Below are 16,408 nucleotides of genomic sequence, written 5' to 3'. Positions count from 1 at the left end.
CCTGGTCGTTCAACGTTCACCTTCCGCCGGGATTCTCCCCACGACGGCAGAGCGGCGGCATCCAGAAGGCAGGCACCGATGGGTCACGGACACCACCACGGACACACGCAACACCACGACCATGACCACGACCACAGCCACCCCCACGAGCACCCGCACGAGGCGTCCGCCCTGCCCGCCGCCTTCGACACCTCGGTGCCCGACGAGGCGCTCACCCCGGAGCAGCACTCCCGCCGCTCCCTGCTGCGCCGGGCGGGCCTGCTCGGCGCGGGCCTCGCCGCCGCGAGCGTCCTCACCCCGCAGGCGGCCGCGGCGGACACCGCCCCGGTCGCCCGCAGACGGGACGGCTTCCTGTGGCTGGCCGGCGACCACCACATCCACACCCAGTACAGCAGCGACGGCAAGTACCGTGTCGTCGACCAGGTCCGCCAGGGCGCCCGGCACGGCATGGACTGGCTGGTCATCACCGACCACGGCAGCGCCACCCACGCGAAGATCGGCGTGGAGAAGGTCAACCCGGACATCCGCGAGGCCCGTGAGGCCTACGAGGACACCCTCGTCTTCCAGGGCCTGGAGTGGAACATCCCGGCCGCCGAGCACGGCACGGTCTTCGTGCACCCCGGCCGCAACGAGGTCGAGGTCCTCAAGCAGTTCGAGACCGACTACGACGGCAGCGTCAAGGGCGCCTCCGACTCCACGCCCGCCAACGAGGCCCTGGCCGTCGCGGGCCTGAACTTCCTCGCGGAGCAGGTGCGGCGCCGCAAGGTCAAGGACGCCCTGATGCTCGCCAACCACCCCGCGCGGCGCGGAGTGGACTCCCCGCACGAGATCCGCGGCTGGCGCGACGCCACGGCCCCCGGCCGGCAGATCGCCGTCGGCTTCGAGGGCGCCCCCGGTCACCAGGCCGCAGGGCTGCCCGCCCCGCTCGGCATGGGCCGCGCCCGCGGCATCTACGACAACAACCCCAGTGCCAACTCCTTCCCCGGCTACCCGCTGGAGAGCTACCGCACCTGGGGCGGCTTCGACTGGATGACCGCCACCGTCGGCGGCCTGTGGGACAGCCTCCTCGCCGAGGGCAAGCCCTGGTGGATCACCGCCAACTCCGACTCCCACCAGGTCTACGCCGACACCGCCGTACGCGGCCCCGGCGGCGACTTCAACGCCGACGGCCGCTACCAGGACCCGGTCTACGGCGGCAAGATCGACGTCACCCAGGGCGACTACTGGCCCGGCCAGTACAGCCGTACCCATGTCGGAGCCGACGGCTTCTCCTACGCCGCCGTCATGGACGGCATCCGCGCCGGGCGCATCTGGGTCGACCACGGACAGCTCATCAGCGGCCTCGACGCCCGTCTCGTCGGCGGCGGCCGCTGGGCCACCCTGGGCGGCGCTCTTCAGGTGAAGAAGGGCACCGGCGTCACCCTGAGCGTGGACATCGCCCTGGCCGGCGGCCCCAACTGGGCCGGGTTCCTGCCCAAGCTGGCCCGTGTCGACGTCATCCAGGGCGACGTGACGGGCGAGGTGCGGGACAAGGACACCTTCACCGCGCCGACGGCCAGGGTCGTGAAGTCGTACGAGGTGAACAAGGCGACCGGCACGGTCCGCCTCACCTACGACCTCGGCCGGGTCGACCGGCCCGTCTACGTCCGGCTGCGCGGCACCGACGGCAACCGCGGCGCGGTCGGCGCGCTGGGCGCGGCCGTCGACCCGGCGGGCCCGGCCCTGGATGTCGTAGGAGACGCCGACCCGTGGCGGGACCTGTGGTTCTACTCCAACCCGGTGTGGGTCCTGCCCGCATGACCGGCCGCGTCCTCACCGTGGACGCGGGCCTGACGGACCTGCGCGCGGCCGACCGCCTGCTGCACGCGCTGGCCGCCGAACTCGCCCTCCCCGAGGGCACGTTCGGCTGCACGCACCTGCTGCACGACGGCCGGCCGCGCGTAGTGGTCTCGCTCACCTTCCCCGCCGAGGAGACGCGGAGCGGGACCCGCACCCGCCTGACCGCCCGGTCGTACGACGTGACGGACGGGCTCCCGGGGACCGCCGGCCGCGCCGTCCTCTACCCGGGCGCCGGCACGCTGACGGGCGCGCTCATGGTCGCCGAGCTGCTGTCCCGCAGCGCGATCGACCGGGTGACGGTCCTCGGCGCCGCGGGCGAGCCGGACCCGCGGACGCGTGTGGTGACGCGTGACCACGTCCGCCCGCAGTGGCTGGACGGCGCTCTGGTCCTCGCCGTCCAGCCCGCCGCGGGCGGGGTCCTCGTGCCGTTCGAGGTCCCGCACCCGACGCCCTGCTGCGCCGACCACTGAACGGCCGTGATCAGCCTCAGTCCGCGGTGAACACGAACGAGAACTCCGCGGGAGAGGCGGCAAGGCGATACTGCGGCAGCGGCCCCGGACCGCAGGACTGCGAGCCGATGCCGTGCTGCCCGTGGTCGAGGTTGACCCACACCGTGTCGCCCGGCACCAGGTCCGTGCGGTGCGCGGCCGCGTCCAGCTGCTCGGTCGTCCACCGCCGGGCGGTGAACCAGAACTCCGGGTCGCCCTCGATCCGCAGACCGCCCAGTTCGGCCCAACGGACGTCCGCGCGGGCGCCGTTCTCCTGCGGGCGGACGTACGGCGTCTGGAGGGCGTCCACCGCCGCCTCCCAACGGCCCAGGAGAGAGGCGGCCTTGGTGTCCGGGTAGGCCTCGCCCGGACCGCCCCCGAACCAGCGCACCCGGTCCGCCGAGGACAACCCGAAGCGGATGCCCAGCCGGGGGAGCGGCACCGTCCAGTCGCCCTCGGGCGTCACGGACACGGTCAGCTTCAGCCGCGTGCCGTCGGACGTCCAGCGGTACACCGTCGCGAGGCCCACCTCGCGCGCGGCCGGCGCCACCCGGGTGCGGACGGTCAGCGCATTCTCGCCCGCCTCGACCGCGTCCAGCCGGTGCCGCATGCGGTGCAGGCCAAGGGTGCGCCACAGCGTGCCGTAGCGCAGGTCGGGCTGCCAGGGGGCGCCCTCGTCGTTGTCGGTCGGGGCCCGCCACACGTCCAGCCGGAGGTCCGACACCCGGACGCCGCCGATGGCGGACAGCGCGCCGGTGCGGGCGTCGAAGGCGGCCGGGCCGAGCGTGATCAGCCGCTCGCCCCGGACCGGCGGCTCCGTGGCGGCCACGGTGGGCCGGGGCCGCGGGTTCACCGCCACCTGCCCCCAGGCCAGCTCATGACCCCGGCCCGCCCACGCCGTGTCCTCGGCCAGCAGGGCCCGCACCGTCCACCGGGTCTCGCCGTCGCCCCGTACGTCCGCGGGCGCCGCGGGCAGCTTGACCTCGGCCGACTCACCGGGCACCAGAGCGGGCACCTCCAGCGTGCCGTGCGCCACGGTCTCGCCCTCCACCTGGTACGACCACTCGAAGGCGAGGGCCGACAGATCGGCGAAGTCCTGGAGGTTGGTGACCCGGACGGCAGTGCCGTCGCCCTCGATGCGGACCGGCTCGATCACCTTCTTGAACTCAAGGAGCCCGGGGGAGGGTTGCCGGTCCGGGAAGAGCAGACCGTCGCAGACGAAGTTGCCGTCGTGCAGCTCCTCCCCGAAGTCGCCGCCGTAGGCGTGGCCCAGCTCGGGGTGCTCGATGCCGTGGTCGATCCACTCCCAGACGAAGGCGCCCTGGAGCCGGTCGTACGTCTCGAAGAGCCGCTGATAGTCGGCCAGTCCTCCGGGGCCGTTGCCCATGGCGTGGGCGTACTCGCAGAGGATGAAGGGCAGCCGGCGGCGTCTTCCCGTGCCGCCGTCCAGGCCGCGCCCGATGCGCTCGACCTCGGCGTGGTCGGCGTACATCCGCGAGTACATGTCCGTGTCCCGGCAGTCGAGGTCGCCCTCGTAGTGCACCAGCCGGGAGCTGTCGCGGGCGTGGATCCACTCGGCCATCGCCGTGAGCCCCCGGCCCGTGCCCGCCTCGTTGCCGAGGGACCAGATCACGACCGACGGGTGGTTCTTGTCCCGCTCGACCATCCGTGCGGCCCGGTCCAGCAGGGCCGGGGTCCAGCGGTCGTCGTCGACGGGGTTGTCCCGCCAGCCCTGCTCGGTGAAGCCGTGGGTCTCCAGGTCGCATTCGTCGATCACCCACAGGCCGAGCTCGTCGCACAGGTCGAGGAAGGCCGGGTGGGGCGGGTAGTGCGAGGTGCGGACCGCGTTGATGTTGTGCCGCTTCATCAGCAGCACGTCCTCGCGCATGGTCGCGAGGTCCAGCGCGCGCCCGGTGCGCGGATGCCACTCGTGCCGGTTGACGCCCTTGAACAGCACAGGCCTGCCGTTGACCTTGATCAGGCCGTTCTCCAAGGCGACCGTGCGGAAGCCGATCCGCAGCGGCACCCGCTCGCCGTCGGTGGCCAGCACCCCGTCGTACAGCCGGGGCGTCTCCGCCGTCCACGGCTCGACGGGGACGGTCACCGGCTCGCCGGCCGCCACGTCCAGGTCCAACTCCGGTACGAGGACCCGGCCTTCGGCCTCCGAGTCGACGCGCAGGGTGCCCTCGCCGGTGACGTGGTCGTAGGAGGCGTGCACGAAGAAGTCGCGCGCGCATCCCGCCGGGCGGTGCAGCAGTGTCACGTCACGGAAGATGCCCGGCAGCCACCACTGGTCCTGGTCCTCCAGGTACGAGCCGGCCGACCACTGGTGGACGCGCACGGCGAGCACATTGCCGCTCGGCTTCAGCAGATGCCCGACCGTGAACTCGTGCGGCAGCCGCGAGCCCTTGAACTCGCCGAGTTCCGTGCCGTTCAGCCACACCCGCGCACACGACTCCACGCCGTCGAAGCGCAGGGTCGCGCCTCCCTCCGCGGGCCATCCCCGGGGCAGGTCGAAGTGGCGGAGGTGGTCGCCGGTGGGGTTCTCGGTCGGTACCCGCGGCGGGTCGACCGGGAAGGGGTAGAGGTGGTTGGTGTAGATCGGCGCGCCATGACCCTGCAGCACCCAGTGCCCGGGCACGGTCAAAGAGGCCCAGTCGGAGGCGTCGTAGCCCGGCGCGGCGAAGGAATCGTCCTCGGCGTCCGCCGTCGCCGACAGGCGGAAGCGCCAACTGCCGTTCAACGAGACCGACTTCGCATCGGACTCGGGGTACCAGGCGCGGGGCGGCAGGGCGCCCCTGCCGGGAGAGACGTCCTCGACGTAACCGGCCGAGGAAGAGGTCGTACGGAAAGACATGGGACTCCTGGTTCAGCCCTTGATGCCGGTCTGCGCGACGCCCTGCACCAGCCAGCGCTGGAGGAACAGGAACACGAAGACCAGGGGCAGGACGGAGATGGCGGTGGCCATGAAGATCAGATGGAAGTTGACGGTCTGGTTGGTCATGTACGACGAGAGCGCGACCTGCACCGTCCAGGCCTGCTCGTCCTGGCCGATGACCAGCGGCCACAGGAAGGCGTTCCAGCCGCTGATGAAGGTGATGGTGGCGATCGCGGCGAAGAAGTTCAGCGAGTTGGGCACCACGATCCGCCAGTACGCGCCCCAGTAGCCGAGCCCGTCGACCCGCGCCGCCTCCTCCAGCTCCCGGGGGAAGCCCAGGAAGTACTGCCGGAACAGGAAGCAGGTGAAGCCGCTGAACAGCCCCGGGATCACCAGCCCGCGCAAGGAGGACACCCAGCCGAGGGACGACACCAGCACGAAGCTCGGCACGAACGTGACGGCCGTCGGCACCATCAGGGTCACCAGCACGCCGTAGAAGATCTTGTTCGCGTGCCGGTACGGGATGCGGGCCAGGCCGTAGCCCGCGAGCGAGCACACCAGCAGGGTGCCGAGGGTGTGCAGCACCCCGACGACGGCCGAGTTCCACAGCGACTGCGCGAAGGGCACCGTCGGGTCGTCGAACAGCTCGGTGAGATTGCCCCATTGGATGTCCGTGGGGAAGAACTTCCAGTTCTCGCCGGTGATCTCGGCGTCCGTGGACAGGGCGTTGCGGACGATCAGATAGAAGGGGACGAGGAAGAGGAGCGCGGCCATGCCGGTGGCGATGTAGAGGCCGGTGGAGCCGAGGACGCTGCCGCGTCGGACCTTGGTGGTCACCTGGACTCCTCCCCCCTTCCGAATCCCATGACCTTGCCCTGGAGCAGGGTGACGACACAGATCAGCAGGGTCAGGACCATCGCGCCCGCGCTGCCGGCGCCGTAGTCCTGGTTCTCGCCGAGCGCCGTGTAGTACAGCTCGACCAGCGGCGGACGGCCCCAGGTCGTCTTGGTGAGCAGGTTGAAGAACTCGTCGAAGGCCTGGTACGCCGCCACGAGCAGCAGCAGGACCACCGCCGTGGAGGTCGCCCGCAACTGCGGCAGGGTGACATGCCGGAAGGTCTGCCAGCCCGGCTTCGCCCCGTCGATGGCGGCGGCCTCGTACAGCTCCGGCGGGATGTTCTGCAGCGCGGCCAGGAACAGGATCATGTAGAAGCCGGCCTGCAGCCACAGCCGTACGGTGACGATGACCAGCCAGTACCAGGGTGGGTCCGGGTTGGCGAGCCAGGCGATGGTGTCGGCGCCGAACCAGCCGAGCACGGTGTTGGCCAGGCCGAACCGCACCCCGCTGAACACGGACATCTTCCAGATCAGCGAGGCGGCCACGAAACTGACGGCCGTCGGCAGGAAGAACACCGACCGGAAGAACGCCCGCATGAACCGCAGCCGGTGCACCATCAGCGCGAGTCCCAGCGACAGCGCCCAGGTGATCGGCACGATGATCGCGGCGAACACGGTGAAGGTGACGAGGGAGTCGACGAACTTGTCGTTCGTCAGCATGTACCGGTAGTTGTCGAACCCGACGAACGTGCTCGGCGTGACCGTGTAGCGCGCCTCGAAGAAGGAGAGGTAGGCGCTCCAGCCGATCGGGATGTAGACGAAGACCGCGAGCCCGATCAGGAACGGCCCGGTGAACAGCCAGAAGCTGAGCGTACGGCCCCCGGACGCCGCGTCTCCGTGTCCGGGGGACGGCCCCGGCCTCGCGCGGCCGTGTCACGGTGGCGGTCATCCGAACAGCTTCTTCAGCTCGCGGTCGACGATCTTGTCGGCCTTGTCGAGCGCGGCCTCCGGGTCACCGCCCTTGCGCACCGAGTCGGCGATCACACCCTCCAGGGCGACGATCATCGCCTGTGTCCAGGCCGGGTTGTCGAAGTGCCCGAACTCGTTGAACAGCTTGACGCCTTCGGCGGCGAGGCCCGACTTCAGCTTGTCGGCGGACGCGGCGAGCGAGGTGCGCGGCGGGATGTGGAAGCCGTAGGACAGCGCCCAGTCCTCCTGGTGCTGCTGCTGGTCGATCCACAGCCACTTGACGTACTCCTTCGCCTCGTCGACGTGGCTGGACTTGGCGTTGACGAACATCGACCAGCCGCCGTTGACGACCGCGGGCTTCGCGCCGCTCGCCGCGCTGGGGAAGGGGATGATGCCGACGTCGTCGCCGAGCGCCTTCTGGATCACCGGCATCGCCCACATCCCGCACCACTGCATGGCGACCAGGCCCTGCGTGATCGCCGACGGGTCCCACCAGTCGGCGGGCGCGTCCAGCAGCAGATGCCCGTCCGCGAACATGCCGCGCAGCTTCTTCAGACCGGCCGCGACCTCGGGCGTGTGGTAGGCGATCCGGTTCTTGTCGTCGAGGGTGTTCGCGCCCGAGGCCCAGATCAGCGGGTTCATCACCGGCACGATGGTGTTGCCGATGAAGACGCCCTTGACCTTGTCGGTGGTGAGCTTGGCGGCCGCCTCGACCAGCTCGTCGAGGGTGGTGGGCGGCTCGACGCCCGCCTTTTCCAGCATCGACCTGCGGTAGTAGAAGAACTGCGGGTCGTCGATCATCCGGACGCCCCATATCTTGCCGTCGATGGTGTGCGAGGCGATGTCGGCCTGGTTGAAGTCGTCCTTGACCGGGTTCACCAGGTCGCTGAGATCCGCCACCTGGCCGCTGCGGACGAGCTGGATCTGCGGGTGGAACTCGAAGACGTCCGGGGCGTTGTCGGTCAGCAGGGCCGAGAACAGCTTGCTCTCGAAGTTCGAGCCGGTGATCCACTGCGTGGTCACGTTCGCCTTGCCGTAGTCCTTCGCGTACCGCTTGACGGCCTGCTCGGTGCCCGCCTCGCCGTACGCGTGGAAGTACTGCACCAGGTTCGTGCCGGAACCCGCCCCGCCGCCACGGCCGTTGTTGCCGCCGCACGCGGTGAGACCGCCGGCGGCGGCCAGGCCCATCGCGGCCCGCAGCACGGATCGGCGGTCCCAGGAGGTGTTGCTGAATGCCGACATGGTGACGTCCTTGTCTCGGCTCGAAGAGGGTGGTTGCGGTGCGGGGACGTTAACCTTCGGCTAAGGCTTCGGCAAGGGGTTGGACGAAGTCTGTGCGAAGCGTTGCGCGGCGTTCGGTATCACGGACGTGACGAAGGCGGGCCGCCGCAACGACGGCCCGCCGCAAGGGGGTTGTCAGTACCTGGACCAGGCCTGGTTGGTGCCGCCGGTGCAGCTGTAGAGGATCACTCTGCTGCCGTCCGCGGTCGCCTGCCCGCTGACGTCCAGGCACTTCCCGGACGCCTCGCTCACGATCTGCCCGTTGCCGTTCAGCAGCCACCGCTGCCCGGCGTCACCGGTGAAACCGGCGGTCGTGCTGAGACCCGAACTCCCGGCCGTGAGAAACCCGTCGGGCCCCTTCAGCGCGCCCTGGGCGTCGTACGACCACTGCTGCTCGGCCCCGCCCGTACAGGTGCGGATCGCGGCACCCGAGGCGTCCGCCGTCAGGCACTTGCCGGAGTGCCGGCCCTGCCAGGCGCCCGTCACCGCGGAGGACTCGCCGCCCTTGCCGTCGAGGACGTACGTCGTGATGGAGCGGGCCGCGAGCGTCGCGGAGAGCGTGCCGTCGGACACGGACGGCTCGGCCGCCTTCGCCCAGTTCTCGGTCGCCGAGGTGCGCACCGCCTTCAGGGCTTTGCCGGGGCCGGACTTGTTGAAGTGCAGGTTCAGGGCGGTGTCGGTGGTGTTGTGGTTGTTGACCACCACGATCCACCGGCCCTTGTGGGCGTAGGCGCTGACCTCGACGCCCGCGGGCGCCCCGGTGACGTCGTGCAGCACCGCGCCCGGTTTCACGAACTTGCTGTACTGGCCGAGCGCGTAGTACCGCTTGGTGAAGTACAGCGTCTGGTTGCCGTTCGTCGCGTACTCGGGGTCGTAGTAGAGCAGGCCGTCGTTCCAGCCGGAGTCGTTGCGTGCGTACGGGTCCGTGCCGACCATCTCCGACAGGGCCACCCACCACTGGAACGCCGAGTCATGGGCGGTGGCGAAGTCCTTGTGGATGATCCGGGAGAGGTTGAGGCCGCCGTCGATGGTCGGGTCGTACTCCTGCGCCCAGCCGGTGCCGCCCTTGCCGAAGCAGCAGATCTCCGTCGACCAGGACTGCTTCCCGACCGACTTCGACGTCTCGTAGATCTTCGCCCGCTGATCGTCACCGGGGTTGTTGTACGTGTGATGGGCGAGCTTGGAGACGTACTGGGCGGTGCCCGGCTGCGAGATCCACTGCGGCACCTCGGTGTTGAAGCTCACCGTGGAGCTGGACTCGTCGGCGATGATGCCGGTCCGCTGCTGCCGGGCGCGCTGCTCTGCGCCCAACGCGCGTACGACGTCGTCGCGTTGGGCGACGGGCACCAGCATGCCCTCCTGGCCGCAGGAGTCGAAGCTGTTGGTGGGCTCGTTGAAGGGGCTGATGTAGTCGAACCGGGCGCCCTGCGCGGCGAAGTGGTCGGTGACGTCGGCGATGTAGCGGGCGAAGTCCTGGGTGTTCTCCTCCTTCAGATAGCCGCCGCAGCTCTTGCCGTTGGTCTTCCACTCGGCCGGCGCGCTGTTCACGAAGGCGATCAGGTCCTCGACGCCGTACTCGGCCGCGTACTTCAGGAACGTACGGCCGCCCCGGTCCCTGCTCCAGTCGTACGTCCCGTCGGCGTCGCGGAAGTCCTCCGGAGCCCGGGACGGGGTGGTGACGGACGTACCGCCGCCGCCGATGTTGTAGCGGTAACTGCTCAGGTCCAGGCCGTTCGGCGAGAACAGCAGCCGTGCCACGCGGGCCTGCACGGCCGGGTCGAAGTTCTTCAGGTCGTTGACCCACCAGGCGCCGGACGCGCCGATGTTGTCGATGGTCTGGGCGGCGTGGGGGGAGACCTCGGCCGCGGCCGGTGCGGCGGCACTGGCGGGCGGGGAGCCGAGCAGCGCCCCCGTGAGCGCGGCTGTGGCTGTCACCAGGGCGAATCTCTCGGTGCGCGTCAACATGCATCCCTTCCGTCGTCATGAAGGTGGTGCGGTACGGCTCCTTGCGGGGGTGGTGCGCTTGGTGCTGTTCCTCTGCCCGACCGACTGCAGCGCGCCTTCGAGCGCGAACGTGGCCGCGCCCAGGCACACCGGGTCGGTGGGGATCGGGGAGAGGACGATCTCGGTGGCGGCCAGCGGCCGCTTCAGCGCGTGCCGGGCGACGGCCTCGCGCACCTCGGCGAGCAGCGGTTCGCCGAGGCCGGCCGCGACCCAGCTGGAGAGCACGACCACCTCGGGGTTGAGGACGTTGACCAGGTCGGCGATCGCGGCGCCGAGGTAGCGGGCGGTGTCGCGGACCACCTTCACCGCCACCGGGTCGCCCGAGTCGACCCCGCGAGCCAGCGCGTCGATCGTCGCGGTCTGGTCCCCGGGGTGCAGCAGGGCCGAGCCGGGGCTGAGCTCCCGCAGATTCAGCATGATCCCGGGCGCGCCGACATAGGTCTCCACACAGCCGTGGTTGCCGCAGTGGCACAGCCGCCCGTCCAGCACGAGCGTGGTGTGGCCCCACTCGCCGGCGCTGTTGCTCACCCCGCGGTGCAGCCCGCCGCCGAGCACCAGGCCGGCCCCGACGCCGGTGCCGAGGTTGACCACGACGGCGTCCGCGTGGCCGCGGGCCGCGCCGAACCACAGCTCGGCCACCGCGCAGGCGCGCAAGGGGTTGTCCAGGTGGAGCGGGTAGGCGATGTGCTCGCCGAGCAGGTCGAGCAGCGGCACGTCGTGCCAGTCCCAGTTCGGGGCGTACTCCGACACGCCGGTGTCCCGGTTCACCTGCCCCGGCACGCTCACCCCGACGCCCAGCACCCGGGCGCCCTCGACCCCGGCCTGGGCGACCACCGAGCCCACGGCGGCCGCCACATGGCCGACCACCTGCTCGGGGCGGCTCTCGCCGGGCCGCATGTCCTCCTCGGCCCGCGCCAGCACGTTCAGTGCGAGGTCGAACAGCTCGACATGGACGTAGGTCTCCGCGATGTCGACCCCGATCAGCGCGCCGCCGGAGGCGTTGACCGCGACCAGGCCGCGCGGCCGGCCGCCCGCCGAGTCCTCGAAGCCGACCTCGGTGATCATGCCGAGGTCGAGCAGCTCGCCGACCAGCGTGGCGACCGTGGCGAGGCTGAGCCCCGTGGCGGCCGCCAGCTCCTGCCGGGAGGTGGGGGACGCGGCGATGATCTGGCGCAGCACCTCGTAGCGGTTCGCGGTGCGGATGTCACGTGAGGTGCGCTTCACCGGCCTGTCCCCTCCCTTGTCTCCCTTGCCGAAGCCGCCGGGTCACAGCGCTCCGGCGCCGCGCCAGGCTATGGGCTGCGCGGGCTTTCTACAAGGGGTTAGGAAAGGGGGTTTACGAAGTCGCCCGTCGCGAGGTCAGCCTTCGAGGACCCCGCGCACGAACGCGTTGGTGAACTTCCCCGCCGGGTCCAACTCCCGTACGAGCGCGGCGAAGTCGTCCAGCCGCGGGTACAGGGCGCGCACCCTGGCCGCCGGTGTCGCGAACACCTTCCCCCAGTGCGGCCGCGCGCCGAACGGCTCCAGCGCCTCCTCCACCACCCGCACCACCGGCAGCACGGCCGCCGTGTCCGCGATCCAGGTGAAGTGCACGGCGACCGAGTCCTGCCCGTACGCCGGGCTCAGCCACTGCTCGTCGGCGGCGACCGTGCGCACCTCGCAGATCTGCAGGACGGGCGCGATCGTGTCCCGCACCCGGTCGAGCGCGTCCAGCGCCTTCGGCGCGTCGGAGCGCGCCATCAGGTACTCGCTCTGCAGCTCCTGCCCGCTGCTGGGCGTGAACTCGGCCCGGAAGTGCGGCAGTCGCTCGTGCCAGGGCCCCGGCACGCCGAACTGCTCGGTGCAGTTCACCGCGGGCATCCCGGGCACCGGGTGCAGCTTCTCGGTCGCGGGCGCGGCCCAGGGGAAGGAGCCGAGCGGCTGGTCGGTGCGCCGCTTGAGCCACACCTGCCCAAAGCGCGGCGCCCGCCAGTCGGTGAACAGGCTCACGCTGTACGCCGCCCCGGCTACCTGCTCGAAGTCCAGCCCGGCATGGGGGAGTTCGGTGAACACATGCTGCTCGACCTCGAAGGCGGGCTCCAGGTCCAGGGTGAGCGCGGTGACGACCCCGAGCGCGCCGAGGGCGGTGACCGCTCCGCCGAAGCGTGCGTCGCCCCGGCCGATCACAAGGACGGAGCCGTCGGCCGTGACCAGCTCCACCTCGCGCACGGCCGCCGCGAGCGGCCCGTTGCCCACGCCCGACCCGTGGGTGCCGGTCGCCACCGACCCGGCGACCGAGATGTGCGGCAGCGAGGCCATGTTCGCCAGCGCGAGCCCGTGCGCGTGCACGGCGTCGGCGAGCCGGGCGTACCGGACACCGCCGCCGACCCGTACGGTCCTCGCCGCGGTGTCCACGTCGATCTCGGCGGGCAGCCCGTCCAGCGAGAGCAGCACCCCGTGCGCCCCCGGCTCGGCGATCTCGTTGAAGGAGTGCCCGCTGCCCAGCACCCGCACCGCCGCGCTCTCGGCGACCAGCGCCCTGAGTGCGTCGCGCGAGTGCGGGCGGTGCAGTTCCCCGGCGGCGTAGGTGATGTTGCCCGCCCAGTTGGTCACCGTTTCGGCCATCGACGATCCCCTCCACTGATTTCGTCGAACATGCTGCTTCGAGCCACTGTTTTCGCAGCGGCATGGCGCTCCGGCGGGCGAATTCGATAGCTTCCGGCGTATGACCTCACAGCCGCCCGCCGCCACCCTCCCGCAGACCGAGCTGACCCGGCACCGCCGCCTGCGCGAGCAGGGCAGCCTGTCCCGGAACGATCTCCACGCGATCCTAGACGCCGCCTTCGTCTGCCATCTCGGCGTCGTGATCGAGGGACGGCCCCTGGTCGTGCCGACCGTGTACGGCCGCGACGACCTGAACCTCTACCTCCACGGCTCCGTGGCCAGCCGCAGCCTCGCGGGCGAGGTCCCCGTGTGCGTGACCGTCACCCATGTCGACGGGCTCGTCCTCGCCCGGTCCGTGTTCGAGCACGGCGTGAACTACCGCAGCGCCGTGATCCACGGCGAGGCCCGCACGGTCACCGACCCCGAGGAGAAGCTGGAGGGGCTGCGCCTGCTCACCGAGCACGCCGCCCCGGGCCAGTGGTCGTACGCCCGCCTCCCCAGCCGCAAGGAACTCGCCGCCACCACCCTCCTCGCCGTGTCCCTTCAGGAGGCCTCGGTCAAGATCCGCACCGGGGCGCCCGACGACGGCACCGGACCCGACGCCGCCCTCGGCCTGTGGGCCGGCACCCTGCCGCTCACCACCGTCTGGGGCGCCCCCGTCGCCGACCCCGTGCTCTCGCCGGACACCCCCGTCCCGGGGCACATCGCGCGCCGGGAGGGGACCCGGCAGGGGTGACGCTCAGGCGGGGGCATACCGTGAGGAGTCGTACGTCCGAATCGGGAGGAGACACGGGATGGGCAGCCGCACCGCGCTCGTCGAGGATCTGATGGAGCGCTTCCCGCATGTGCCGCGGGAGGCCGTCTTCAAGGAGGACCTGCTCCGCGGAGGTGTGGCCTTCGACGCGTCCGCCCTCAGCGACAACGAGGGCGGCGAGGTGAAGCCGAAGTCCTACTTCATCTTCTCCTTCGACCACGGCACCCTCCCCGAGCTGGGTGAGGCCGCCCTGCGCCGCCCGCCGGAGGAGATCATCCTCACCGGCGGCCCCTACGACCTGCGCCGCACGGTCGTCTCCGTCCGGGTGAACCCCGCCTCGCCCTACCGCGTAGCCGCCGACGAGGAGGGCCTGCTCGGCCTCTACCTCGACGGCAAGAGGATCGCCGACGTCGGTGTGCCGCCGATGCCGGAGTACTACCGGCACAAGCTCTCCAACGGCAAGTCCGTCATGGAGGTCGCCCCGACCATCCAGTGGGGCTACCTGATCTACCTGACGGTCTTCCGGGTCTGCCAGTACTTCGGCGCCAAGGAGGAGTGCCAGTACTGCGACATCAACCACAACTGGCGCCAGCACAAGGCGGCCGGGCGGCCGTACACCGGCGTCAAGGACGTGGAGGAGGTCCTGGAGGCGCTGGAGATCATCGACCGGTACGACACCGCCAAGGCGTCCACCGCGTACACCCTGACCGGCGGCGCCATCACCAAGACCGTCGCCGGCCGCGACGAGGCCGACTTCTACGGCCAGTACGCCAAGGCCATCGAGGAGCGCTTCCCCGGCCGCTGGATCGGCAAGGTCGTCGCCCAGGCACTGCCGCGCGACGACGTCCAGCGCTTCAAGGACTACGGCGTGCAGATCTACCACCCCAACTACGAGGTGTGGGACGAGTACCTGTTCAAGATGTACTGCCCCGGCAAGGAGCGCTACGTCGGCCGCGACGAGTGGCACAAGCGCATCCTGGACTCGGCGGAGATCTTCGGCGCCCGCAACGTCATCCCCAACTTCGTGGCGGGCGTGGAGATGGCCGAGCCCTTCGGCTTCACCTCCGTCGACGAGGCCATCGCCTCCACCACCGAGGGCCTGCGCTTCTTCATGTCGCACGGCATCACGCCCCGCTTCACCACCTGGTGCCCCGAGCCCACCACCCCGCTCGGCAAGGCCAACCCGCAGGGCGCGCCGCTGGAGTACCACATCCGCCTCCTGGAGGCCTACCGCGCCACCATGGACGACTTCGGCCTCAGCTCCCCGCCCGGCTACGGCCGGCCCGGACCCGGCCGCGCGGTGTTCTCCGTCAGCTCCTTCATGGACAGCCTCCCGGCGGAGGACGACGAGACGGCGACCGTCGGGTAGCGGAAAACCCGTTGACGGGCCCACGGGGGGCCCGGATACGGTGTGAGCGTTGTTGTTCAGGCGAGTTGTGAGTTCTCGGAGGAGGTGTCGACCGATGGCTGTCACTGCGATGGGCGCTGCCCGCACTCAGATCATCACGTCCACCTCCATGGCCACCGGCTGACTCTCGAACCTCCTTCGCCGGGGCCAGACCTTGTGAAGGGTTCCCCCGTTGAACTCCAGCACCTCTGCTGACGTTTTCTCCGCTCTCGCTCCCTACGGCTGGGACGAGGCATGGGCGGACGCGTTCGCCCGCCACGACTTCGAAGGCCTGCTCCCCGGCCGCGTGATCCGCGTCGACCGGGGGCAGTGCGACGTCGTCACCGCCGACGGGGTCGTACGCGCCGACACCGCGTTCGTCACCCCGCACGACCCGCTGCGGGTCGTGTGCACCGGCGACTGGGTCGCCCTCGAACCCGGCGGCAACCCCCGCTATGTGCGCGCGTATCTGCCGCGCCGCACCGCCTTCGTGCGGTCCACCTCCTCCAAGCGGTCCGAGGGGCAGATCCTCGCGTCCAACGTCGACCACGCCGTCGTCGCCGTGTCCCTCGCCGTCGAACTCGACCTCGGCCGCGTCGAACGGTTCCTCGCCCTGGCCTGGGAATCGGGGGCCCAGCCGATCGTCGTCCTGACCAAGGCGGACCTCGTGCCCGACCCGGTCACCCTGGCGCACCTCGTCCAGGACGTGGAGACCAGCGCGCCCGGCGTGAGCGTGCTGACCGTCAGCGCCCTCGACGGAACCGGCCTCGATGTCCTCGCCGCGGTCGTCGGCGGCGGTACGTCCGTACTGCTCGGGCAGTCCGGGGCGGGCAAGTCGTCCCTCGCCAACGCGCTGCTCGGACAGGACGTCATGGACGTGCAGGCCGCCCGGGACGTCGACGGCAAGGGCCGCCACACCACGACGACCCGCAACCTGCTGCTGCTCCCCGGCGGGGGCGCGCTGATCGACACGCCCGGACTGCGGGGTGTCGGGCTGTGGGACGCCGAGGTCGGGGTCGGGCAGACGTTCTCCGAGATCGAGGAGTTCGCCTCCCGGTGCCGCTTCCACGACTGCGCGCACGAGGCCGAGCCCGGCTGCGCGGTGCGCTCCGCTGTGGAGAGCGGGGAGCTGCCCGTGCGGCGGCTGGAGAGCTATCGGAAGTTGCTGCGGGAGAACCAGCGGATCGTGGCCAAGACCGATGCGCGGCTTCGGGCCGAGATCCGTAAGGAGTGGAAGCGGAGGGGGGCCGAGGGGCGGGCGGCGATGGAGATGAAGCGGGGGCGCCGTTAGGGGTTGCTGTCGTTCTCCGGGTGCGGGTGGTCTGTGGT

General features: G+C 70.9%; 11 protein-coding genes and 1 pseudogene. 5 read left to right on the top strand and 7 right to left on the bottom strand.

The features are described from left to right. The first annotated feature begins 78 nt into the window (after positions 1–78). The gene (locus RKD23_RS08915) at positions 79–1,800 is read left to right on the top strand and encodes a PHP domain-containing protein (RefSeq protein WP_424853186.1); all 1,722 of its coding nucleotides are present in this window, start codon (positions 79–81) and stop codon (positions 1,798–1,800) included. Then, positions 1,797–2,309, top strand: coding sequence for a hypothetical protein (locus tag RKD23_RS08910; protein ID WP_424853185.1), 513 nt, complete (start codon positions 1,797–1,799; stop codon positions 2,307–2,309). The genes RKD23_RS08915 and RKD23_RS08910 overlap by 4 nt, the downstream gene beginning before the upstream one ends. Positions 2,310–2,325: 16 nt before the next feature. Here the strand turns inward: RKD23_RS08910 and RKD23_RS08905 are convergent, their stop codons facing one another. From RKD23_RS08905 to RKD23_RS08875, 7 genes and pseudogenes are all read right to left on the bottom strand, one after another. Then, the gene (locus tag RKD23_RS08905) at positions 2,326–5,184 is read right to left on the bottom strand and encodes a glycoside hydrolase family 2 TIM barrel-domain containing protein (protein WP_424853184.1); all 2,859 of its coding nucleotides are present in this window, start codon (positions 5,182–5,184) and stop codon (positions 2,326–2,328) included. Positions 5,185–5,196: 12 nt separating this feature from the next. Next, complete coding sequence (locus RKD23_RS08900; RefSeq protein ID WP_424858200.1) at positions 5,197–5,979, bottom strand: carbohydrate ABC transporter permease; 783 nt, start codon at positions 5,977–5,979, stop codon at positions 5,197–5,199. 59 nt (positions 5,980–6,038) lie between these two features. Continuing rightward, a pseudogene (locus RKD23_RS08895) lies at positions 6,039–6,990 on the bottom strand (carbohydrate ABC transporter permease). Next, positions 6,987–8,252 carry an ABC transporter substrate-binding protein gene (locus tag RKD23_RS08890; RefSeq protein WP_424853183.1) on the bottom strand — a complete coding sequence of 422 codons (1,266 nt, stop codon included), beginning with the start codon at positions 8,250–8,252 and terminating at the stop codon, positions 6,987–6,989. The pseudogene RKD23_RS08895 and the gene RKD23_RS08890 overlap by 4 nt, the downstream one beginning before the upstream one ends. Before the next feature lie 174 nt (positions 8,253–8,426). After that, the gene (locus RKD23_RS08885) at positions 8,427–10,226 is read right to left on the bottom strand and encodes a glycoside hydrolase (RefSeq protein WP_424853182.1); all 1,800 of its coding nucleotides are present in this window, start codon (positions 10,224–10,226) and stop codon (positions 8,427–8,429) included. Between the two features lie 45 nt (positions 10,227–10,271). Continuing rightward, positions 10,272–11,519 carry an ROK family transcriptional regulator gene (locus tag RKD23_RS08880; RefSeq protein ID WP_424853181.1) on the bottom strand — a complete coding sequence of 416 codons (1,248 nt, stop codon included), beginning with the start codon at positions 11,517–11,519 and terminating at the stop codon, positions 10,272–10,274. A gap of 135 nt (positions 11,520–11,654) precedes the next feature. After that, positions 11,655–12,899 (bottom strand): FAD-binding protein, encoded by a 1,245-nt coding sequence (locus RKD23_RS08875; RefSeq protein ID WP_424853180.1) that lies wholly within the window; start codon positions 12,897–12,899, stop codon positions 11,655–11,657. A gap of 100 nt (positions 12,900–12,999) precedes the next feature. On the opposite strand from RKD23_RS08875, the gene RKD23_RS08870 reads away from it, so the two are divergent. From RKD23_RS08870 to rsgA, 3 genes are all read left to right on the top strand, one after another. Beyond that, entirely contained in the window at positions 13,000–13,674 is a 675-nt protein-coding gene (locus RKD23_RS08870; RefSeq protein WP_424853179.1) for a pyridoxamine 5'-phosphate oxidase family protein, read from the top strand. 58 nt (positions 13,675–13,732) lie between these two features. After that, positions 13,733–15,061: a radical SAM protein gene (locus RKD23_RS08865; protein ID WP_424853178.1), complete on the top strand. Its 1,329-nt coding sequence runs from the start codon at positions 13,733–13,735 to the stop codon at positions 15,059–15,061. Between the two features lie 211 nt (positions 15,062–15,272). Continuing rightward, positions 15,273–16,370, top strand: coding sequence for a ribosome small subunit-dependent GTPase A (rsgA, locus tag RKD23_RS08860; protein WP_424853177.1), 1,098 nt, complete (start codon positions 15,273–15,275; stop codon positions 16,368–16,370). Positions 16,371–16,408: the final 38 nt, after the last annotated feature.

It is taken from the genome of Streptomyces sp. SAI-170, assembly GCF_049739565.1.
Taxonomy (GTDB): Bacteria; Actinomycetota; Actinomycetes; order Streptomycetales; family Streptomycetaceae; genus Streptomyces.
Note: the sequence above shows the minus strand (reverse complement) of the source record. Positions and strands in the feature narration are given on the sequence as shown.